We start from the raw sequence: 21,689 nt of genomic DNA on the forward strand, positions 1-21,689 counted from the left end.
AGGTCTATACCCCAATGTAAATTAGAATAAGCGGAATGGATATAATGCTCAAAATTGTCGTTATAAAGGTCGTAAAAGATACAAGATCAGGTTCTGTGTTAAACTGTACTGCCAGCATGGTTGTATTCGCAGCAGATGGCATGGCAGCCTGTATAATGAAAACATGCTTCAGTAAATCTGGGATCGGCATAAAATGCACTGCAATAATGGCGATAACTGGTGAAATCACCATGCGAATAACCGTAACAATCGAAACGAATCGATAGGCCACTCTTTTTCTTGAAATAACGGCAAGCTGCATACCCAATATCAGCATCACAGTAGGAATGGAGGCGTCTGCAACTAAACTGATTGCATCCATGAAATTAACAGGAATACTCACTCCTGTCAGTTGAAGAACTACACCTAAAACGGCACCGTGCAATACTGGCATTCTTACCATTCTTCGTAAAGATTCTTTAATGCTGGCACCTTCTTCTCCGCCAAGAGAAGCGAAGAATAATCCAACTGTGTTCATTAAGAAAGATTGAAAGACCATCATAATGACCGCATAATCAAAGCCTGCAGCTCCAAAGGCGAAAAGAACAATTGGTGCACCGTAGTTCCCCTGATTCATAAAAATACCGCCAAGCATCATTGCGGACATTTGCTGCCGGGTTGCTTTGGTAAAATAGCTGACAGCCCCTACGATCAGCGCAAGGATAATGTTGAGCCCAAAACTAAACAGTAAAATATAATAATAATCAATCGTAATTTCATTTGCATAAAACGTTCGGAAGGCGAGAGCCGGTGACATAATATAAAGAGCCATTCTTGAAATGGACTTTATATCAAAGCCGAACTTTTTCTGTGCTAAATAGCCAGTAGCAAAAATCAGCAAAACTGGCAGCATAATCATAAGTAAATTCAAAACATGTTCATCCCCATAATTGCAGTTTATAAAAAACAGTATATCAAAATAAAATAAATTCGGAACCCCTTTACTGTAGGGAGAGGGAGTGGTGGTTTTGTACTATTGCACCGTTGGGAATGCAATTTAATAGGAAAGAGCTTGTATTTGATGGGAAAGCGAATAATTTTGATAGGAAGGAGCTTGAATTTGATAGGAAAGTCAAAAAAATTGATGGGAAAAAGCCCGAAATTGATAGGAAAGCAAAAAAAAATCTCCTGATCCATATTAAAAATGGCGAGTCAGGAGAGGTCGTAACCCAAATGCTCTATACACTGGTCAAATTTCCTTGTAAAAAAGTCTATATAAAGAAGTTTTGCTGCATAAAAGTCATTTGATTTCTATTTTTGTCTTCCTTTCAATTTCAGCCGGATAATCAACTAAATTCAAATGAATTAGCTGTGACCCATTGTAGGGAATGCTGTAACGCATGTGGTCTGAATCTTTAGCGATTCCATAACTTCCGCCTGTACTGTCCTTTACCTCTTCTAAAGGAAAGATCAGATTTTCAAATGAGTTTGTATTTGTATCTAAGCGAATGTATAGATCATTCTTTATTATATACAAATCTGATAACAGACCATCACTAGGTTTTTTTATAAATTGCTCTTTGGCTGCATCTATGACAACGGATGTTTCCTTCTTATCTAAAGCTCTTAAAGAGTTAAAGTGCAGATATAGCTTTTCGGACTCTGTAAAATAAATGCTTTCTAGGATTACCACTTCTTCATTTTTAGTACTTGTATTGGCAGCAGGCTCTGACGGGTATTGCTTCCATACATTTCCGTTCTCATCACTTAATTGCAGGTTGTTAAATCCAAAAATCTCCATGCTGTTTTCTTCCGGGTATTTTACATGAACAGCTGTCATGGTTGGATAAATTTCAATTGAAGTAAAGGTAATTTGCTGCCCAGCAACTGTGACTGTTTCATTTAGTTCAACTTCCTTCTTTTTTGCAGCCTTTTCTTTATCCAATGTTACCGGAAATGTAAGATACTCGATTTTATCTGTATTAACCTCTACACGAATATTTATCTCATCCGGCATAGTATCTTGAGGATCCGTTAAAGTTAAGGTATCAGACTCTAATGTATCGGATATGTCTAATGCTTCTGTTTGTTCAAATTTATATTCTGTATCTAATGGCTCCTGCTGGTCATCAAGCAAAGATATGCTTAAAGCAGCATCTGGATTTCCACCTGTAAAAAAGACAATGAGAGATTTCTCGTCATGAATAATAGAATCAATGGTTACACTTCCACTTGTATGTTCCTTGGTCATTCCTATTTTTTGAATATAATTGTTTTCAGCAGCCGCCAAAAGGCCCGTATCATTTCGAATTTTACTTATGACCTGCTCTAAACCAGGTATATTGGCAAAAAAATTTGCAGCTGATTCTGAGGTGTGAATAGTAAGGAAAAACGACAAGAAAATAATGGAGGCCGACAGAAGCCAGTTCAAAGGTCTTGTTTTGTTTTTCTTTAATTGTATAGTTTTTGCTTTCTGAATTCCTTTTAATATGGCTTGATCTGCTAATTCTTCAGAAACCATAATCTTTTCAATTTTGTTTCTTGATTGTGCCAGCTCTTTTTCTTCTCTTTCAAACATGAATACCGCTCCCTTCATCCAATTCTTTTCGCAGTGACTTCATCCCTTTATATAGCCAGGTTTTTATGGTGCTTTCAGGACTGCCAAGGATATCCGCAATCTCTTTAATTTTGAGATCATGATAATACTTTAAGATAATGACTTCTCTGGAACGGTCATCAATTTTGGCTAAGGCATCTTCTATCACTATTTTTTGTTCATAGTCTTCTTTACTGTTATCATCTTCAAACAAGTCTGTTACGGTCATTCTTTTTCTATGTTTTGCTTGATCGTGGCAATAGTTAAGCATGATTCGAGTGATCCAAGTGGAGAAGTATTCTGGCTTTTTTACTTTCTTTATGGATTTATAAGCTCTGAATGTAACCTCTTGAAGTGCTTCGAGAGCTTCTCCTTCATTCTTTAAATACGAAATGGCTACTTTCAAGAGCCGATCCCTATGTACTTTTATTAAAAGATAAAAAGCATGGTCGTTGCCTTTTTTGGCTTTCTTTAATAAATCTGCTATCTCCAAGAAAATACCCCCTTTATATATTAGACATCAAGGCAGGTTAAAAAGACTTAAAAAGATTTACTTAAATAATGATATAAATACAGTACAAATGTAATTAAGTGCCAGATGCTTTTTTTGCCTAAAGGTTTGCGCTATAATATGGTTTGAATAGTTCATATTCGGTATATGCAAGCATATACATTCATTTATTATAGAGTTAAAAGCTGAAAGAGAGTGGGAAATATGGGCCGTAAATGGAACAATATTAAAGAAAAAAAGGCTTCAAAGGATGCAAATACGAGCCGGGTTTATTCGAAATTTGCACTTGAAATTTATGTTGTGGCAAGACAAGGGGAGCCTGATCCTGAGTCAAACCAAGCGTTGAAATTCGTGCTTGAGCGTGCTAAAACATACAATGTGCCCCGAAATATCATTGATCGCGCGATTGAAAAGGCTAAGGGAAGTTCAGATGAGAGTTATGATGAATTGCGTTATGAAGGATTTGGTCCTAACGGTTCTATGATCATTGTGGATGCTTTGACAAATAACGTGAATAGAACAGCATCCAATGTTCGTGCTGCCTTTGGAAAAAACGGCGGAAATATGGGCGTGAGCGGATCTGTTTCCTATATGTTTGATGCTACAGCTGTTATAGGACTAGAAGGAAAAACAGCTGATGACATTTTAGAAATTTTAATGGAAGAAGATCTGGATGTGCGTGACATCATTGAAGAAGATGATTCCGTTATTATTTATGCTGAACCTGATCAATTCCATGCCGTACAGCAAGCTCTAAAAAATGCTGGAATTAACGAATTTACTGTCGCAGAGCAAACGATGCTGGCGCAAACGGATGTTGAACTTGATGGAGAGGCAAAAGCTCAGTTTGAAAAATTAATCGATGCCCTCGAAGATTTAGAGGATGTGCAGCGTGTTTATCATAATGTGGATTTAGAAGACTAATCAATCCTGCAGGCAGACCCAATTGGGTCTGCCCGTTTTTATCTCATTAATATAGAAGTGTCAGGCAACATTCAAATTTAAGTGTACTATTCTTAAATTCCGGTTGTTATAAGTAGTAAAATAAGGTATATTTTAATTGATAATGATTATCATTATCTTTCGTTTCTGCAATCATATTAATGGGGAGTGTTATACATATGAGTTCAAACAAAATAGAAAAGTGGGAATGGACAGCAGAGGAACAAGAATATCAGATCATGGTCTCAATTCCAAATACACCAGTTCCAGCAGAAGGTTTTCCGGTTATGTATATACTTGATGCCAATGCATTTTTCACCATGTTTACAGAAATAGCTGAACTGCAATTGTTCCAGCCTGAAAAAACGGGTATATCGCCTCTGATCCTTGTAGGCATTGGATACCCTGGGGAGGAACGATTTCATCCAAGAAGGTTTGCTGATTTCACAACACCTGTTGACGAAAAGAACATTCCATCTAGGCCAGATGGAAAGCCATGGCCAGAAAGCGGAAAAGCAGCACAGTTTTTATCAGTTCTGACTGAAAAAATACAGAAGGAAATTCAGCGGAAATATCCAATTGATGTACGAAAACAAACACTATATGGTCATTCACTTGGGGGCTTATTTGCGTTATATACACTGTTCCAAAAGCCAAACAGCTTTCAGAATTATTTTGTCAGCAGCCCATCCATTTGGTGGGATCAGAAAAGCATCTTGAATTTAGAAGCATCATTTACCACCAAAAGTGAACTTAAAAGCCCAACAAAATTATTTATCACTGCAGGCAGCGAGGAAATGGCAGGGGATATCTTTGAAGATTCAAAAGCGATGTACGAAAGACGAAGCCTCAACCCAAAGATTAATCTCGAGACAGAGTTTTTTGCAGGTGCAGGCGAAAATCATATGTCTAATGTCCCGGCAGCATTCAGCAGAGGGCTAAGGTTTTTATTATAATTGGATAAGTCATATCATCACTATAATAGGGCATCGTATGAATGAGGTGATAATATGAAGAAACTAAAAGCGGCAGTTCTGCTTTTCTTTTTATTCGCGATAGCAATACCTATGTATACGAGTGCTGCAACACCAGCTAAGAATGTAGAAATTTATAACATTAAGAAAAGGGAAGTCACAAGTATTATTACACCAAATGAAAAGATTCAAAAAGAGGCTGAAAAGATGATTAAGCAAATCACAGGCGTTTATAAAAAGCTTGATCCTCTGCCGAAAGAAGGCTATATGGTCAAAATTCCACTAGAACCAAGTGTTCCCGTCAAAAACCAATGGCTGAATGGTTATGTCGATGAACTCATTATCATTATTCCAAATGAACAAACATCGCATATCCTTGTCTTCGACGATGAAAACAATCCACACTTCTTCACCTGCAAAAATGATCAACAGCCGCCTATGGAACTATTCAACCTCAAGTAGATGCCGAAGATCAGGAGAGCAGGGAACAGTTCTCCTGATATGCAGAATTAAAATATTCTTAAAGATACATTCCATCTTAAGCAGATAATAGTCTAGGAAATAAAAAAATTGCCGAGACAAACTTATCCATTATATAATTATGACTAGGTACTATAATCTAGTTATAAGAGGTGGGGAATGTATAAATTTATCAGCACTATTATTTATATTTTTTTAAGAATCTTTAAGATTGTAAGAGTAAAAGGAAACCACCATATTCCACAGAACACCGGTTTTATTGTTACATGTACACATATAGGCTGGGTAGACGTAATTATATTGGCCATAGCCTTGTATCCCACGCCAGTACATTTTATGGCAAAAAAAGAGTTATTTGAGGGAAGATGGAAGAATAAGTTTCTGCGTTCCATTCATGCCTTTCCTGTTAACCGTGAAAACCCTGGGCCTAGTACGATCAAGACTCCGTTAAAACTGCTTAGAGCACAGCAGTGTGTAGGGATTTTTCCAAGCGGAACCAGAACAAGTGAGGATGTACCATTAAAAAGAGGTGCGGTAACCATTGCAGTAAAAGCAAATGCCCCGATCTTGCCAGCACACTATGAAGGGCCAACAAGCTTTTCGCAGCTTCTAAAAGGCAGGAAAGCGATTATCACTTTCGGAGAACCGCTGATATTTAGCGGGACAGCCAAGAAAGAAAATACCATTGATGAAGGTATTCACCGGCTTGAGCTGAAAATGAAAGGTCTTGAAGATGAGGTAAACGCCAGTCTGAAAAAACAATTGCCATGATGAACGGTAATTGTAGATGAATACAAAAATTGCCCGCCAAGCGGCGGGCAGGTGAGGTACAGCTTGTTGACTGCTTACATGACAAGTCATTTATTTTAATTTAGGCGTGTTTTTCGCTCTAATCGTTGTATTGCGGCCAGAATGCTTTGCCTCATATAATGCCTGATCCGTCAAATGCAGCAGCTCGGAGAAGTAATCAGACGTTTCATACAGAGTCCCGACACCTGCTGAAATGGTGATTGGCTTATCTATCGGGCTTAATGTGCGAGCGAATGCTTCTCTAATTCGTTCTGATATAAAATAGGCTTCTTCCTGTTTTGTTTCCGGGAGGAGAATAAGGAACTCCTCGCCGCCCCAGCGGAAGCAAAAATCAGTATTTTTCGTTTCTGCCATAATGGTTTCTGCCGTATAGCGAAGAACTTGATCCCCCATTAAATGGCCATACTGGTCATTCACACTTTTAAAATAATCGATGTCAAATAAAATGAGAGAATAATGATTAATATCTTCAATCATTTTATCTAATGCCCGTCTATTGTATAAGCCTGTGAGCTGATCCCGTTTTGACTCGCTTTCAGCTTCAATTAGTCGCGCTTGATAATGTTCAACAGTTACTAATATGGCTCTTTTGAGTTCGCGGGCTTCAAAATACCATGCTGGTATTTTTTTTATTTGTTCAGGTTTATTGCGGCTTATATTTTGTGCATATAGAGCTAAGTCACGAATAGGATGCACGATTCTAGTCAGATATATAATTGAAAAAACTAGAATGAAAATCATAAATGGAATCATGTTGAGTATAGACTTTTTAACCAGCTCGGCTGTCGGTTCCATTAGTGTATTGACTGGTGTTTGAGAGATGATTCCCCAGCCGATTGAAGCAGCTGTAGGAGCATATCCGGCCAGCATGTCAATACCTTCTGAGTTTTCTCCCTGAAGACTTCCAGTTTTCCCCTTCATGACTTCCTGGACTGAAACATTTGACTGGACATTCTTATTCACAAAATTTTTATTGGGATGATAAATAATCGTCCCATTTGAATCAACGACATATACATAAGATTTATTTCCAGTGAGAGGATGCTGGCCAAGAACCGTTTTTAAGCTATTATATTCTTCAAGATAAATCGTCCCTCCAAGATAGCCGGCATATAAACCTGATTGATCTGTAACGGGAACAGAAACCAGAATCATTAACCTGCCAGTAGCTCCAATATAGGGTTCACTGACTAATGGCATCTTTTTCTCTAAGGCTTCCATCGCACCAGAGCTGTTCAGTTTTCTTCCTTCAAAATTAATATCTGGCGCTGTGGCTACAATAAGGCCGCTTGCATCTACAAACCATGTTGAATTAAAGTAAGAAGTTGATTGCAAAAGGTTATTTAAACCCATGCCTGCTTCATTAGCGTTGGCGGTTTTAAAGGAAGTATCATTGGCTGCAACTTCAAGGCTTTTAAACATATCTTTAAATAGCAGATTGGCTGTAGCTGCCAATTTTTCAGCATAATATTGATTCTCAGCTAAGTAATTCTCTTTTAAGTGGTTACTGCTGCTGATAATACTAGAAGCAATACTTCCGACGAATGTACCGATCATTGCAAAGCTAAGCAATGATAATATAAGAAACTTCATACTCAATTTCATAAGTTTAATCATTTCTACTTTCTTCATAATATTAAAGTTGAGTATACCCTTATCTTTAGAAGTGTTCAATGGCATTGTACAAGGAGAGAAATTATTGTTCTACTTCCGGATCGTGTATTTCAGTAATATACGATTCGTTTCTCAATCCAGATCTGCGTATCTTTATAGTTGTATCGACTTCGAAATTTGCGTTAACGAAAGTTTCATTCCAATTGGATTGCAATTGTTTAAATTGCTTTGGATAGGATTTGTAATATAATTCTCCAAATCCGAATATATCTGCACCATATTCATTTTGTAACTCGTTTATAGTATGGAGCAGTCCTTTCTTAATAAAGTCTTCAGCTTTCCTCTCAAAATCTTCAGTTGTAGCAAAAGAATTCAGCTGTTCAGAGCATTGAACTCCATTTATATTTCCTTCTGCACTAATAGAGATATGATAGGTAGGCAGGTTATCTTTTACAGCAACATTTGTACCCACTTTAATATCCTTTAGCTGAATATCAACAGTTTGCTGGTCTTTACAGTTTATATATATAGAAGTTTGTTTTAATTTATTTTGTATAAGCAGATAATCCCTAGTCGCTGTTATAGGAAGTTTGCCAATCATCGCATCCCCTTTAAAAAGAGCGATCCCGCTTATTTTAATATAAGTATTAGGGTGAGTGGATTGTATATTTTCTATTTTAGAACCTTCCTTTGGATCACCTATAATTTCTACCATTGCCGTAATAGGCTCGCGTCCCTCTGATACCATTGAATCAATAATATCCTTTAATCGGACATCAGGATCTCCTCCCCAGTCTTCAAAAAAGTTGTTGGCTTGCGTATTAATTTTTAAAGTAGAAACCTTTTGCAGCGGATACGTAATTTTTAATGCATCTGCTGCTTTATGAGGTTCTTCCACAATTATAATATTAAAATCATTTCTTATTTCTCTGTTCCTGTCCATCGGATCAAACAATTCAGAAATTCCAGTTGTGGCAAGTTCTTCGCTAATAAACATGGTCTTCATATGAGAAAAAATAGGCTTCCTTGAAAAAATCTCGTTTAATCTCAGCATCATTTCCCCGATTGAGTCTCCATTTATGCCGAAGACAATACTAGCCGTATTGCCAGAACTGGTTTGAGGGGTTAATTCAGTTGGATTAAATAATTCAATCGTTAATCGATACTTTGAATCTTTGCCTTGATCAAGAGCCAGCCCAGAGACAATCGAAACTTGATTGACTTCTCTCAAGTCCCAGCAGCCAGTAAGAAATAAAGTAGTATTCAGGCAAAACAAGAGTAAAATCCATTTCTTCATTTTTGACCATCCTTATTTAATGGCGGTGTTGGAGAATTATCATTGAATTGCTTTGCTTCCTTTTTCGTTTTTAAATATTTTGGCCGTGAAAACATCATAAAATAAGGAAGGCGAACAAAGGTATCCTGCTGATCTGCGGCGATGAAAGGTGTAACTGGCGTCAAGTATGGTACCCCAAACGATCTAAGGCTATTGAGATGGGAAACCATCACAATCAAAGCTAATATAATTCCATAAAAGCCGATCATTCCTCCAAAAAGAATAAATACAAAGCGCAGCATCCGAGTTGAGATGGCTAAATTGTATACAGGTGAAACAAAACTGGCAATGGCGGTTAATGCCACAATAATGACCATGAAATTAGATACAATACCTGCCTCTACAGCCGATTGCCCAATTACAAGTCCTCCTACAATGGAAACGGTTTGGCCAACGGCACGCGGCATCCGAACTCCTGCTTCACGTAAAATTTCAAAGGTAATTTCCATAACAAGAGCCTCTATGACAGCAGGAAATGGAATTCCTTCTCGCTGTGAAAATATTTTAGTAATCAGGGTGGTTGGAATCATTTCATGATGAAAAGTAATAATAGCTACATAAAGGGATGGAAGCAGCAGTGAAATGACAAAGGAAAAATAACGGATAATCCGCAAAAAGGATGCCATGAAAAAGGGCTGATAATAATCCTCTGAAATGCTGAAAAAATCATTAAATGTAGCAGGAGCTGTCAGCACAAAAGGTGTACCATCCACTATAATGGCGATTTTGCCAGAGACAATATGAGCCGCTACAGAATCCGGCCGTTCCGAATTATAGATTAGCGGAAAGGGAGTAAAGGTCTTATCAGCAATCATTTCCTCTACATTCGATGACTCAAAGATCGCAAACGTTTTGATATCCTCAAGCCGTGTCTTAACCTCTTCTAATATTTTGTTATTAACAATATTACCCATATAGCCGATCGTCACGGAGGTGCTTGTATCTTCACCTATGATATATTTCTGAAAGCAAAGGTTCGGATTTTTAATTCTGCTTCGTATTAGACTTAAGTTTGTTGAAAGATCTTCAACAAAGCCATCCTTAGGACCTCGAATTATGGTTTGTGTTGTTGGCTCTGATATACTTCTAGTTTCGGTCCCTTTGACTTGAATAAAACAATAGGGCTCTGAATCCTTTAATATGACTAAGGCAAAGCCCTCGACCAGCTTTTTCCCTGCTTCCTTCAAGTCATCCGAAAAGTGAAGCTGTGCACTTGAAAAGAGCCGAATTAGTTCGCGTTTACTATCAAGCCGTAAATTTTGATCTGTAACAGTTGGGATCGTATTTAAAGGGTGCTGAATTTTTTCATAAATATGACTTGAATCACAAATAGATTCGATATAACATAATTTAGCTTTTAGGCTGCCAACATAAATATCATCTATTAAGAGATCGCTTGTTTGATGTAAGAGTGATTTTAATTCATTTATATGTCCTTCCAATGAATCGGGAAGAGGATCCATCTCATCATCCGTTTTTTCCTCAGCTGCTGGCTTCGCTTCCTTTGCTCCGATCTTTTTGAACGTTTTTATCGTTCTTTTCATTTTTTGTTCCCTCCCCTCGTTTTGATTTGTATAAAAGAATGACAAACACTAGCATCGGCAGCCCTATTTGCAAGGGAATATTTAAATAGTATGGAATAATAGCTAACCCTTCCTTCAAATGCTCATTTAAGCTAAAAGCGATCAGAACAGAAAAGGCTGCAGAAAGCATCCCAATTGGAAAAGCAAAATAGCGATAAGGCTGCTGATAAATGGCTTCAAGTCCTTTTAGGGCACAATATAAAAATATTGAAACCTTTGTAAAAACCCCCAACATAATAATGAAAACTACAAAGGCATCGAGCCGTTCCAAAAAATTAGCAATTGAGATCTCCCTCGCTGAACTAAGTAATGGAAAATTGGCTCGCAAGTAACCGGATTCACTTAAAACACTCACATTTAATATGATGGTAACCGTAATGATCAATCCAGAAGTATAGACTGCAAAAAGAATATGCCGAAAGCCTTTCTTTACATTCAACACTTGAGGCATAATAACCGTAAACACTATAAGTTCACCAAAGGGAAAGGTTAAAAGATCAGGAAAAACCGCTTTTAAAACGGGTGTTATTCCCTCAGCAAGGACAGGCTGCAAATTCGTTATATCAATGCTTTTATTCACCCAAAGAAATAGTGCAACGGCTCCCAGTAACACAAAAATATATGGTGCGAAAATAACAGTTGTCCTTGAGAAAACCTCAAATCCTAAGTATAGAGTATAAGCAGAAACAGCCATAAACAGGATTGAAGAGAATTCAATTGGTGTTTGAGGCAAAACCACTGATACAAGCATTTCAGTGAAATCACGCAGTCCGCGGCTTGCTAAATAGATAAAATAGACGGTATAAACCGAAGAGAAGACCTTCCCTAATTTATTTCCAAAGCATGCGATTAAAATTTCATATAAACTTCCTTCTTTCCATAGGAAAGATTTAAAGTACATACTAAACAGCATGATTCCGAACATCGTTGCTATGATGACTGCCAGCCAAGCATTTTGTTTTGCTTCTGCACCTCGTATAACGACAATGGCAGTACCAATTTCAAATAGTACAATTAATAACATAAATTCAAAAATGGAGATTTTCTCACCGGAGTTATTCATAAAACACGTTCATCCCTTTATGTAAAAATAGTATATTTAAGCAGGCGAACCTTCATCTATCCTATATTCAAGTAGATGAATTCTTATTGTTGTTCTTTTTACCATTGGAATGAGAAGAACTCCTTTTTAACCTCAGATCGGTAATGAAGCTATAAATCAATGCAATGCCTATAATCCCCACAAGATACATATTTCCTGGGTTTTTGCTAAAATCGAAAAGATCACCCATCACCTTTTTATAATCGAAGTTTTTAATAGGAAAATCTAAAGAAACAATGAGAATTAGGGTTAACATGAAAAATAATAAGGTTGCACGAGTGATCATATAAAGGACTCCAATTGCATTATTTGTGATTGTAAATAGTTTTGCATAAATGGAGGGGAACTATGTAAAAAAACAGGAAGTTATTAAATAAATATGTAAATGTTACATATTTGACAAGGTGGAGAGTTCAATGATATATTTATCTCGAATTAAAAATAAATTAATTAAAGATATTTAAAATGGAGGTATATTATAATGCATCCTTTAAAAGGTATCCATCACGTAACAGCCATTACAAGCAGTGCGGAGAAAAACTATCAATTTTTTACTTATACATTAGGAATGCGTCTTGTGAAGAAAACAGTCAATCAGGATGATATCCAAACGTATCATCTCTTTTTTGCGGACGATTTAGGCAGTCCAGGTACTGATATGACATTTTTTGCTTTTCCAGGTATTCCGAAGGGCACGCATGGCACAAATGAAATTTATAAAACAGCCTTCCGTGTTCCGAGCGATGCTGCTCTTGACTATTGGGCAAAACGTTTTGATCGTTTGAATGTGGCACATAGTGGAATAACAGAAGAATTTGGCGTTAAAACACTCTCTTTTGCAGACTTTGATGATCAGCAATATGCACTTGTTTCAGATGAAAATCTTACTGGTGTTGCCCCAGGGTCACCTTGGGAAAAAGGACCGATACCAACACAGTTTGCGATCACAGGTTTAGGTCCCATTACTGTTCGCATTGCTAATATTGACTATTTTAAAGAAATGATGAACAAAGTCCTTCAGTTCAAAGAGGTTGCCCGCGAAGGAGACCTATACTTGTTTGAAGCTGGAGAAGGCGGAAATGGCGCTAGAGTCATTGCTGAACATAACTCAGTATTGCCGCAGGGACGCCAAGGGTATGGCACGGTACACCACGCCGCTTTCCGTGTTGAGGATCGCAGTGCTATCGACTATTGGGATGAAAGACTTCGACAATTTGGTTTTGGTACTTCAGGTCACGTTGATCGCTTTTTCTTTGAATCACTATACTCAAGGCTGGCACCGCAGATTCTTTTTGAATTTGCTACAGATGGACCTGGTTTCATGGGAGATGAACCTTATGAAACACTTGGTGAGAAATTATCACTGCCGCCATTTTTAGAGCATAAGCGGGAAGAAATTGAAAAGCTGGTACGTCCAATTGATACAGTCAGAAGCACAAAGACATTTACGAAGGAATAAGCACTTCTCGCCTGAGAGCCGGTTTAGCAATGCGCTGCCGGTTCTTTTTGTATATTACTGAAAGTCAGTTATTCTCTCGGCTATATACCGATTACAAGTACTTCTCTTTAAAATAATGTAAAATGATTATACGTGGGAATAAAGTAGTTGTTTATATCACGTACATTTTGTACTCTTATAGTATGGATTTTTAAACAGTTAAAAGAAAAATGCAAATCTGCTTTATCAATGAAAACTTATTTTCATGAACGACTTGTGAATAAACCTATAAGTAACTGTGATAGGTTAAAAAGGAAGGTATATATGTCTGAGGAGAATATTACGAGGCTGCATTTAGATGGAAAAGAATACATACTAATTGGCACGGCTCATATTTCAAAAAATAGTGCTGAACAGGTAAAAGAGGTCATTGAACAAGAAAGACCAGACTCAGTTTGTGTTGAACTGGATGCAGGCCGTTATCAGTCTGTTATGGAAGGTAACAAATGGAAAGAAATGGATATTTTCAAGGTCATTAAAGAAAAAAAAGCGACCTTGCTGCTGATGAATTTAGCTATTTCCTCTTTCCAAAACCGTATGGCCAAGCAGTTTGATATAAAACCTGGTCAAGAAATGATTCAAGGAATTGAATCAGCGAAAGATGTAGATGCAAAACTAGTTTTGGCAGATCGAAATATCCAAATTACTTTCTCACGCATCTGGGGCGGATTAGGGTTAAAAGGAAAGTCGCTCCTCTTATCCCAAGTGATCGCCAGTATTTTCAGTGATGAAAGTATTACAGAAGAAGAGCTTGAAAAAATGAAAAAGCAGGATACCATTAATGCGATTTTAGATGAATTTACAGATTCCTTCCCGCAATTAAAGGTGCCGCTTATTGATGAACGTGATCAGTATCTCGCTGAAAAAATCAGAAATGCACCAGGTGAAAAAATCGTAGCTGTACTTGGGGCTGCTCATGTACCTGGAATAACAAAAGAAATACATAAAAAACATGATTTAAAGAAATTGACGGCACTGCCGCCAAAATCAAAGGCACCAAAAATAATTGGCTGGAGTATTCCAATCCTTATTCTGGCGATTATTGCTTATACGTTTATTGCTAATCCAGATGCAGGGCTTCAGCAAACACTCAGCTGGGTATTATGGAATGGCGGTTTATCTGCACTGGGAGCTGCTTTAGCTCTGGGCCACCCACTTACTATATTAACGTCATTCATTGCAGCACCTATTACTTCATTAAATCCGCTGCTTGCTGCTGGCTGGTTTGCAGGTATAGCACAAGCATTTTTAGTTAAACCAAATGTAAGTGATTTTGAGAAATTGACAGAAGATGTATTTACGTTTAAAGGCTTTTGGAGAAATAAAGTAACACGCATTTTGCTTATTGTCGTGATGTCGAATCTGGGAAGCTCATTAGGCACGTTCATTGGCGGAGCGGATGTCATACGCTTATTCTTCCAAAACTTTTAAACTCACCATTGCTTTGAAAGGAAGTTATCTATCTTGAAAAAAAAGCTGCCGGCTGTCGTTGCCATCATGATCCTTGTAGCAATTGCCGCCTTGTGGATGCTCGATAAGGATTTTTCGGATATTGAACTTGGCATTCGATTTTTGATCGCCATTGGTGCTTCATTGTTGTCTGGGCTTATATCCTATACCCTGTTTTTCCTTGATCATCGGGATCAAAGAAAATAAGACATTCCTCCTTAGACCGTTTTGGTTTAGGGAGTTTTTTATAATAGATCATAAAAATGTGAAAAATACTGTTGACCTTTACGCAGCGGAAACGTGTAACATTTTTGATAGAAGGCAGGGTTTCAGAGGCCGCCTTCTAAGCTGAACTTTGTATAGGAGTGATTACATGGAATATACAGTGCAAAAACTGGGAGCATTGGCTGGAGTAAGTACAAGAACCTTAAGGTATTATGATGAAATTGGACTTCTGAAGCCGGCAAGAATCAATTCATCTGGATATCGGATTTATGGTGAGAAAGAGGTAGATGCACTTCAGCAGATTCTTTTTTATCGGGAATTGGGCGTCAGTCTCGAAGACATCAAGGAAATTGTATCAAGTCCAGACTTTGATTCAGTTGCTGCACTGATGGAACATCGTGAAAAACTCCTGGAAAAACAAAGACAGTTGGATCAATTAATAAAAAACGTTAATGCGACAATTCTGTCTGCAGAAGGGAGAATGACCATGTCTGATCAAGAGAAATTTGAAGGCTTTAAAAAGAAACTAGTTGATGATAATGAGAAAAAATATGGTGCGGAAATACGTGAGAAGTATGGAAATGCTGCGATTGATGAGTCCAATCGCAAGTTAATGAACATGTCTGAAAAGGATTATGAACAATTACAGGCGCTGGAACAAAAAATGTTTACACTGCTGGCTGAGGCAATTGAAACAGGAGATCCTTCTTCAGAAATAGCTCAGCAGGCAGCAGAGCTTCATAAGAAGTGGTTATGCTTTCATTGGAAGGAATACAATAAAGATGCGCATGCTAATCTTGCGCAAATGTATGTGGATGATGAAAGGTTTACAGTCTATTATGATAAACAGAAGAAGGGAACTGCGATTTTTCTGCGTGATGCAATATTGATTTATACAACAAAACAGAAGTAGAGATGATTTAGCGGCCGGTGAAATGCCGGTCGTTTTTATTTGTTGAAATTTATACTTTGGCTATGTTCATAAACATCATGAATATAGTCTCCATTTTAAAAATACAATGTAGTATTCTTTTTTGAAATGGAGGAGAACAATGATTACGCGAGAAATGCTTGTCCGTTATACAGAACTAATTAAGCGGAAAAAAGAGCTGGATGACGAGCTGGCGGATTTGAAGACATCCTTTAACAGCTATTTTGATCATACAGTCGGAGAAGGACAAAAGGGTGAGCTTGTTGTACATGATTTCAAACTGCAGCGGCAAATAAGAACGGCTGAAAAATATGAGCAGGATTCGACCGTAGAAAAATTAGAAGGACTTAATTTGAATAATCTAATTGTAAAAAGCCCCGATGAAGCTAAAATAAAATCAGCGATTGAGCTGGGACTGTTAACTAACGAAGACTTGCAAGACTGTAAAACTGTTAAAAAGACTCAAGCTATTTATGTGAAGCAATCTATATAATGTGTAAGAAAAAGGGAACTGATGTCTGAAATCGGGATGCCGAAGTAGTTTCGGAAAATGCAAAGGGAAAGTGATTCCCGAAATCCGCTAGGAGACAAAGTTTCGGGAATTACAAAGGGAAAGTACGTCCCGAAATCCGCTAGGAGACAAAGTTTCGAGAATCACAAAGGGAAAGTACGTCCCGAAATCCGCTTGGAGACAAAGTTTCAGGAATTACAAAGGGAAAGTACGTCCCGAAATCCGCTAGGAGAAAAAGTTTCGGGAATTACAAAGGGAAAGTACGTCCCGAAATCCGCTAGGAGACAAAGTTTCGAAAATCACAAAGGGAAAGTACGTCCCGAAATCCGCTAGGAGACAAAGTTTCGGGAATTACAAAGGGAAAGTACGTCCCGAAATCCGCTAGGAGAAAAAGTTTCGGGAATTACAAAGGGAAAGTACGTCCCGAAATCCGCTAGGAGAAAAAGTTTCGTGAATTACAAAGGGAAAGTAGCTCCCGAAATCCGCTAGGAGAAAAAGTTTCGGGAATTACAAAGGGAAAGTGATTCCCGAAATCCGCTAGGAGAAAAAGTTTCGGGAATTACAAAGGGAAAGTACGTCCCGAAATCCGCTAGGAGAAAAAGTTTCGGGAATCACAAAGGGAAAGTACGTCCCGAAATCCGCTAGGAGACAAAGTTTCGGGAATTACAAAGGGAAAGTACGTCCCGAAATCCGCTAGGAGAAAAAGTTTCGGGAATCACAAAGGGAAAGTACGTCCCGAAATCCGCTAGGAGACAAAGTTTCAGGAATTACAAAGGGAAAGTACGTCCCGAAATCCGCTAGGAGAAAAAGTTTCGGGAATTACAAAGGGAAAGTAGCTCCCGAAATCCGCTAGGAGACAAAGTTTCAGGAATTACAAAGGGAAAGTACGTCCCGAAAACCGCTTGGAGTAAGTCGAGGGAATCACTCAAAAAATGCCTAAAACCCATAGTCAGCGGGTTTCAGGCATTTTTTCTTCTTTTAATTTAGTTAAAAATGCTGCTAATGTTCTTGATTTCTTCTGCTGTTAAGGAAACTTCCAATGTTTTTAAATTGTCTATCGCTTGCTCAGCGCGCTTAGCTCCAGGAATGAGGACATCAATGGCTGGCTGTGCGAGATACCATGCCAGAACAAGATGGGCCACTTCGACATTTTTCTCGGCTGCGATTTTCTTTAATTCTTCAACCTTTTCTAAATTACGCTTAAAAACTCCTGCCTGGAAATGAGGAGAGTTTGCACGCAAATCGTTAAAGGCTGTATCCTTTGTATATTTACCTGCAAGCAAGCCAGATGCAAGCGGGAAATAAGGAACAAATGAAATATTATGCTCTACTGCATATGGAAGCAGCTCTTTTTCTGCATCTCGAGCCAATAAACTATATTCACCTTGATACACATCAACATACCCGTCTTTATTTGCTTCCTTCAACTGATCCATAGAAAAATTAGAAACCCCAATTGCTTTAATCTTTCCTTGATCCTTTAAGTCCTTCAGCATGCCCACAGCTTCATCTTTTGGCGTGCTATCATCAGGGAAATGAATATAGTAGAGGTCAATATAATCTGTTTGCAGGCGTTTCAAACTATCTTCTACAGACTGCTTTAAAAAGGCTGGAGAATTATCAAAAACCGTATTTTCTCCTACAAATTTATGTGCGCCTTTTGTAGCAATAATCGTTTCGGAACGAAGCCCAGTTTCTTTTAAAACTTCCCCAATCAATTCTTCAGAGCGTTCTGGTCCGTAGATATAAGCAGTATCTAAGAAATTAATATCATTTTTCAAAGCAGTTCGGACTAATTCTTTCCCAGTATCTTCATTTAAATTTGGATACAGGTTATGTCCGCCAACCGCATTTGTGCCAAGACCAATTGGATTCACATATAAACCAGTTTTGCCAATCTGAACTTTATTCGTCAAATCTTCCACTCTCCTTCATATTCTGGATAATTTTATGCTATCAAAACATGATAGGAAATGAAACTATCATGCCTGACATCCTGCTGACATGATAAAAGGGTAAAGTCAGGTAGACGAAGGTAAAAAAGAAGGGGTATCATATACACAAACTAGTACAATGTTTTGCGGGGGATGAGCAGTGAAAACAATTCTAATTGTAGAAGATGAATTATCGATAAGCCAAGTACTGAAAGTATATGTACAAAAAGCTGGCTATACAGCTGTACAAGCTTTTGAAGGCAATGAAGCCATCAGGAAATTTGAAGAACATAACCCTGCACTAGTCCTTTTAGATGTAATGCTTCCTGGAAAAGATGGCTGGAGCATTTTAAAAGAAATCCGCAAAACCAGCAGCTGTCCTGTCATTATGCTGACAGCGCTTGGTGACGTGAATTATAAATTGGATGGACTGAATGGCGGTGCTGATGACTACATTGCAAAGCCGTTTATAGCAGATGAAGTAATTGCCAGAATCAATGCCGTATTAAGACGAGCGCAGACAGACGATACGGACATTAAGCAATTCGGCTGCCTGCAGATCGATATGAAAGCTCATCAAGTAAAGGTGAAGCATCAAATTGTGGAACTAACTCCCCGAGATTTGTCTTTGCTGCTTTTTCTTGCAGAACATCCTAACCAAACGTTCACAAGAGATCAGCTGATTGAGCATGTCTGGGGATGGGAATATGATGGAAGCGATCGTGCAGTAGATTTGGCAATTAAACGTCTCCGCAAGGGGCTGCAATCCTGGCCAGAGGATGAAGGGGAGATTAAAACATTACGCGGATTGGGGTATCAGCTCAGTGTTTACAAAAAATAATAAAAGGGTTTCGTTGCTTCGGTACTGGACTACAAGATATTTAATTACTTTATGCATCGGTCTAATTGTTATAGCGATTATTTCCGCCGTTTGGATTCGGCATACCACATTGGAAAACCGCTTAAAAATTATGACACTCATGTCTGAAGAAGTAGCAGACCGATTTATAGATATTAGTGAAGGACGACCAGTGCAAAATGGAGATGTTCCTGGCCTGCTGTCTGAGCGAGGAAGATATATGGATCTGGAAAAAGACCCATATATGTACATTGTGGATGTCAACGGAAGAATTCTAACGAGCAATCGCTCAAATGAACGTATATTTGCACGGTTTCCGGCTGCCATTTTGACGAATGAAGAACAGGTGCAGAAACTGCAGTTAACTGACAGCGGTGAAGATTTTTACATTGTCAAAACGCCGATCCAATCAGAAGCGATTTCTTACGGCTGGGTGGTGTTTATTGAGCTGGAAGATAATCTGACGGAAGTAGATCAGGAATATACGCTGCTTGGGGTGATGATTATCAGTTTAGCGCTCCTTGGCTGGGCGGCTATCTACTTTTTATCGCGGCGGCTTTCTAATCCGATCAAGGATGTTGCTTTTGCCGCAAAGCAAGTAAAAGAGGGTGATTACAATATTCATCTTCCAAGCAATATCAATGAGCAGGAAGTTTATGAGCTTGTGCATTCTTTCCAGGAAATGTCCGCAAGGCTGCAAAAGCTCGAATCACTTAGAACAGAACTGCTTGCTGGAGTGACACATGAACTGAAAACACCTGTTACATCTATAAGCGGTCTCCTTCAGGCAATTAATGATGATGTGGTTACCGGTGAAGATGCAAAGGAATTTTTAACATTATCATTAAAAGAAACAGCTAAAATGAAAAAGATGGTGGAGGATTTGCTTGCTTTTAATACGTTTGCGGCAAACTCCATTCCTGTAGCCAAAGAAGAATACCATATAAATGAATTAATCCGTGAATTTACGCATGACTGGGAAATTGTTCAAGAAGATCAGAGAGTGACCTTAACAAGAGAGTATCTATCAGAGGATGCAGTGGTAAGTGTTGATAAAATCCGATTGCAGCAAGTATTAACAAATTTGCTCAATAATGCGCGTCAGGCCATTGAAGATCACGGCCAAATTCATGTTGCTGTTAAAAAAGATCAGGACAATGTTCATATTCAGATACAAGATACTGGTTCTGGAATACCTCTAGAAGAACAGAAACTGATTTTTGAACGATTTTACAGGGGCGAAGGAAAGAAATACAAAGTGCGAGGTTTGGGACTTGGCCTGCCCTTCAGCAAAATGATTGCCAATGCACTTGGAGGAGACTTGGAGTTAACAGAGAGCTCAGCTGCCGGCACAACCTTTACGATTAGCTTGCCCAAATATACTGTTTTAAATGAAGAACAATAATAGTGAGGCAGGGGACATATATATTTAACATGATCATAGATCCGGGTGATTAGGAAGTGACTATTTCTAATCATCCGGATTTTTATTTATTTAAAGAATTTATCTTTTAAAATATGAGTGAAATTGAGCGGAGGACCCTCGACTCCGGAGGGAAATAGAGGAAAAGGTGAGACCCCGCAGCGCAATGGAACGGGCTAGTATTCGTATTTTAGAAATATTATTTAGTGTTCTCCCATCCGCTTTTTTTTATTGAAAGCAAGGTGGTATAAAGTAAATTCCCTCATCCATACTAATAAGGATATTAAATACATATGAGGTGAAAGCCATGCATCAGCTAACGATGAAGGAGCTTGCTTTAATAGAAGATGAAATCAGAGCAGAAGCGATAACAGCCAAAACACTTAACTGGTGTGCCACCCAGTGTGAAGATCCGCAAGTGCAGCAGATGCTGGAGACGATCGCAGAAAGTCATCAGCTTAATGTCGCCAACCTTTCTCAATATTTTAACAGGACAAAAATGATGCAGTAATTGAAATTCATTATCTAAAAGTCATTAAAAGATAGGAGCTGCAAACCCCAAATGCCTAACAATATGGATGAGAGAAGTCTGACAGAGCGGGAGATTCTTCAGCTTTGTCTGGAACTCGAAAAAGCGAGATGCACTGGAAGCGGACGCAGTTTATTAGAATCAGCTCATGATGAACTTCGTGATATTTATAACCAATGCTTTGAACATGCCAGTACAAATCAATATAAAATCTTCAGTTATTTAGAGCAAAAAGGCTGGTATGAAACAGAACTTGCTGCACAGGAACAAGTCATAAGAGTACAAGAACTTATGCAAAACAACCTGCACCCAAATTGATAATAATATCTATCGGTAAACCTTTCATCAGCACAATAGATGAAAGGTTTTTTATTTTTATTGATTTCTTTTCCCTGACATATTC

Annotated in this window: 22 protein-coding genes; 13 read left to right on the forward strand and 9 right to left on the reverse strand. The window is 38.2% G+C overall.

Annotation, left to right across the window (positions count from 1 at the left end; translation table 11 throughout):
- Positions 1 to 4: 4 nt before the first annotated feature.
- From F7732_RS14240 to F7732_RS14250, 3 genes are all read right to left on the reverse strand, one after another.
- The gene (locus tag F7732_RS14240) at positions 5 to 910 is read right to left on the reverse strand and encodes an AEC family transporter (RefSeq protein WP_151574695.1); all 906 of its coding nucleotides are present in this window, start codon (positions 908 to 910) and stop codon (positions 5 to 7) included.
- Between the two features lie 369 nt (positions 911 to 1,279).
- Entirely contained in the window at positions 1,280 to 2,557 is a 1,278-nt protein-coding gene (locus tag F7732_RS14245) for a DUF4179 domain-containing protein (RefSeq protein WP_161598887.1), read from the reverse strand.
- A complete protein-coding gene (locus tag F7732_RS14250; RefSeq protein WP_151574697.1) occupies positions 2,550 to 3,068 on the reverse strand; it encodes a sigma-70 family RNA polymerase sigma factor in 519 nt (172 codons plus the stop codon). Before F7732_RS14250 ends, F7732_RS14245 begins: the two co-directional genes overlap by 8 nt.
- Positions 3,069 to 3,290: 222 nt before the next feature.
- On the opposite strand from F7732_RS14250, the gene F7732_RS14255 reads away from it, so the two are divergent.
- The 4 genes from F7732_RS14255 (at position 3,291) to F7732_RS14270 (ending at position 6,253) form a co-directional block, all read left to right on the forward strand.
- The gene (locus F7732_RS14255) at positions 3,291 to 4,010 is read left to right on the forward strand and encodes a YebC/PmpR family DNA-binding transcriptional regulator (RefSeq protein ID WP_151574698.1); all 720 of its coding nucleotides are present in this window, start codon (positions 3,291 to 3,293) and stop codon (positions 4,008 to 4,010) included.
- A 197-nt stretch (positions 4,011 to 4,207) separates the two neighbouring features.
- On the forward strand, positions 4,208 to 4,984 hold the full coding sequence (locus F7732_RS14260) for an alpha/beta hydrolase (protein ID WP_161598888.1): 777 nt from the start codon (positions 4,208 to 4,210) through the stop codon (positions 4,982 to 4,984).
- Positions 4,985 to 5,038: 54 nt separating this feature from the next.
- Positions 5,039 to 5,464, forward strand: coding sequence for a hypothetical protein (locus F7732_RS14265; RefSeq protein WP_151574700.1), 426 nt, complete (start codon positions 5,039 to 5,041; stop codon positions 5,462 to 5,464).
- A gap of 177 nt (positions 5,465 to 5,641) precedes the next feature.
- On the forward strand, positions 5,642 to 6,253 hold the full coding sequence (locus F7732_RS14270) for a lysophospholipid acyltransferase family protein (RefSeq protein WP_151574701.1): 612 nt from the start codon (positions 5,642 to 5,644) through the stop codon (positions 6,251 to 6,253).
- Positions 6,254 to 6,343: 90 nt separating this feature from the next.
- Here the strand turns inward: F7732_RS14270 and F7732_RS14275 are convergent, their stop codons facing one another.
- The 5 genes from F7732_RS14275 to F7732_RS14295 all read right to left on the reverse strand — a co-directional run bounded on the left by F7732_RS14275 (position 6,344) and on the right by F7732_RS14295 (position 12,213).
- Complete coding sequence (locus F7732_RS14275) at positions 6,344 to 7,909, reverse strand: sensor domain-containing diguanylate cyclase (protein ID WP_161598889.1); 1,566 nt, start codon at positions 7,907 to 7,909, stop codon at positions 6,344 to 6,346.
- A 79-nt stretch (positions 7,910 to 7,988) separates the two neighbouring features.
- Positions 7,989 to 9,203, reverse strand: coding sequence for a Ger(x)C family spore germination protein (locus F7732_RS14280; protein WP_151574703.1), 1,215 nt, complete (start codon positions 9,201 to 9,203; stop codon positions 7,989 to 7,991).
- Positions 9,200 to 10,786: a spore germination protein gene (locus tag F7732_RS14285; RefSeq protein WP_240056631.1), complete on the reverse strand. Its 1,587-nt coding sequence runs from the start codon at positions 10,784 to 10,786 to the stop codon at positions 9,200 to 9,202. The genes F7732_RS14280 and F7732_RS14285 overlap by 4 nt, the downstream gene beginning before the upstream one ends.
- Entirely contained in the window at positions 10,725 to 11,888 is a 1,164-nt protein-coding gene (locus F7732_RS14290) for a GerAB/ArcD/ProY family transporter (protein ID WP_151574704.1), read from the reverse strand. The genes F7732_RS14285 and F7732_RS14290 overlap by 62 nt, the downstream gene beginning before the upstream one ends.
- A gap of 67 nt (positions 11,889 to 11,955) precedes the next feature.
- Positions 11,956 to 12,213 (reverse strand): hypothetical protein, encoded by a 258-nt coding sequence (locus F7732_RS14295; RefSeq protein ID WP_151574705.1) that lies wholly within the window; start codon positions 12,211 to 12,213, stop codon positions 11,956 to 11,958.
- Between the two features lie 195 nt (positions 12,214 to 12,408).
- Here F7732_RS14295 and F7732_RS14300 point away from each other — a divergent pair, with 195 nt between their 5' ends.
- The 5 genes from F7732_RS14300 to F7732_RS14320 all read left to right on the forward strand — a co-directional run bounded on the left by F7732_RS14300 (position 12,409) and on the right by F7732_RS14320 (position 16,523).
- On the forward strand, positions 12,409 to 13,386 hold the full coding sequence (locus tag F7732_RS14300; RefSeq protein ID WP_151574706.1) for a ring-cleaving dioxygenase: 978 nt from the start codon (positions 12,409 to 12,411) through the stop codon (positions 13,384 to 13,386).
- 303 nt (positions 13,387 to 13,689) lie between these two features.
- The gene (locus tag F7732_RS14305) at positions 13,690 to 14,856 is read left to right on the forward strand and encodes a TraB/GumN family protein (RefSeq protein ID WP_151574707.1); all 1,167 of its coding nucleotides are present in this window, start codon (positions 13,690 to 13,692) and stop codon (positions 14,854 to 14,856) included.
- A 33-nt stretch (positions 14,857 to 14,889) separates the two neighbouring features.
- Positions 14,890 to 15,081: a histidine kinase gene (locus F7732_RS14310; RefSeq protein WP_240056632.1), complete on the forward strand. Its 192-nt coding sequence runs from the start codon at positions 14,890 to 14,892 to the stop codon at positions 15,079 to 15,081.
- Positions 15,082 to 15,247: 166 nt separating this feature from the next.
- A complete protein-coding gene (locus tag F7732_RS14315) occupies positions 15,248 to 16,012 on the forward strand; it encodes a MerR family transcriptional regulator (protein ID WP_151574708.1) in 765 nt (254 codons plus the stop codon).
- A 139-nt stretch (positions 16,013 to 16,151) separates the two neighbouring features.
- Positions 16,152 to 16,523 (forward strand): hypothetical protein, encoded by a 372-nt coding sequence (locus F7732_RS14320; protein WP_151574709.1) that lies wholly within the window; start codon positions 16,152 to 16,154, stop codon positions 16,521 to 16,523.
- Between the two features lie 1,001 nt (positions 16,524 to 17,524).
- Here F7732_RS14320 and F7732_RS14325 read toward each other — a convergent pair.
- Positions 17,525 to 18,457, reverse strand: coding sequence for an aldo/keto reductase (locus F7732_RS14325; protein WP_151574710.1), 933 nt, complete (start codon positions 18,455 to 18,457; stop codon positions 17,525 to 17,527).
- Between the two features lie 178 nt (positions 18,458 to 18,635).
- Between F7732_RS14325 and F7732_RS14330 the strand changes: the two genes are divergently transcribed.
- From F7732_RS14330 to F7732_RS14345, 4 genes are all read left to right on the forward strand, one after another.
- Positions 18,636 to 19,316 carry a response regulator transcription factor gene (locus F7732_RS14330; protein WP_151574711.1) on the forward strand — a complete coding sequence of 227 codons (681 nt, stop codon included), beginning with the start codon at positions 18,636 to 18,638 and terminating at the stop codon, positions 19,314 to 19,316.
- Entirely contained in the window at positions 19,300 to 20,739 is a 1,440-nt protein-coding gene (locus tag F7732_RS14335; protein ID WP_240056633.1) for a HAMP domain-containing sensor histidine kinase, read from the forward strand. Before F7732_RS14330 ends, F7732_RS14335 begins: the two co-directional genes overlap by 17 nt.
- 325 nt (positions 20,740 to 21,064) lie before the next feature.
- Entirely contained in the window at positions 21,065 to 21,268 is a 204-nt protein-coding gene (locus F7732_RS14340) for a hypothetical protein (protein ID WP_066449810.1), read from the forward strand.
- 51 nt (positions 21,269 to 21,319) lie between these two features.
- Positions 21,320 to 21,604, forward strand: coding sequence for a spore coat protein (locus tag F7732_RS14345; protein ID WP_151574713.1), 285 nt, complete (start codon positions 21,320 to 21,322; stop codon positions 21,602 to 21,604).
- Positions 21,605 to 21,689 lie beyond the last annotated feature (85 nt).

Origin of the sequence: Bacillus mesophilum (genome assembly GCF_008923265.1) — a bacterium.
GTDB lineage: Bacteria > Bacillota > Bacilli > Bacillales > Cytobacillaceae > Cytobacillus > Cytobacillus mesophilum.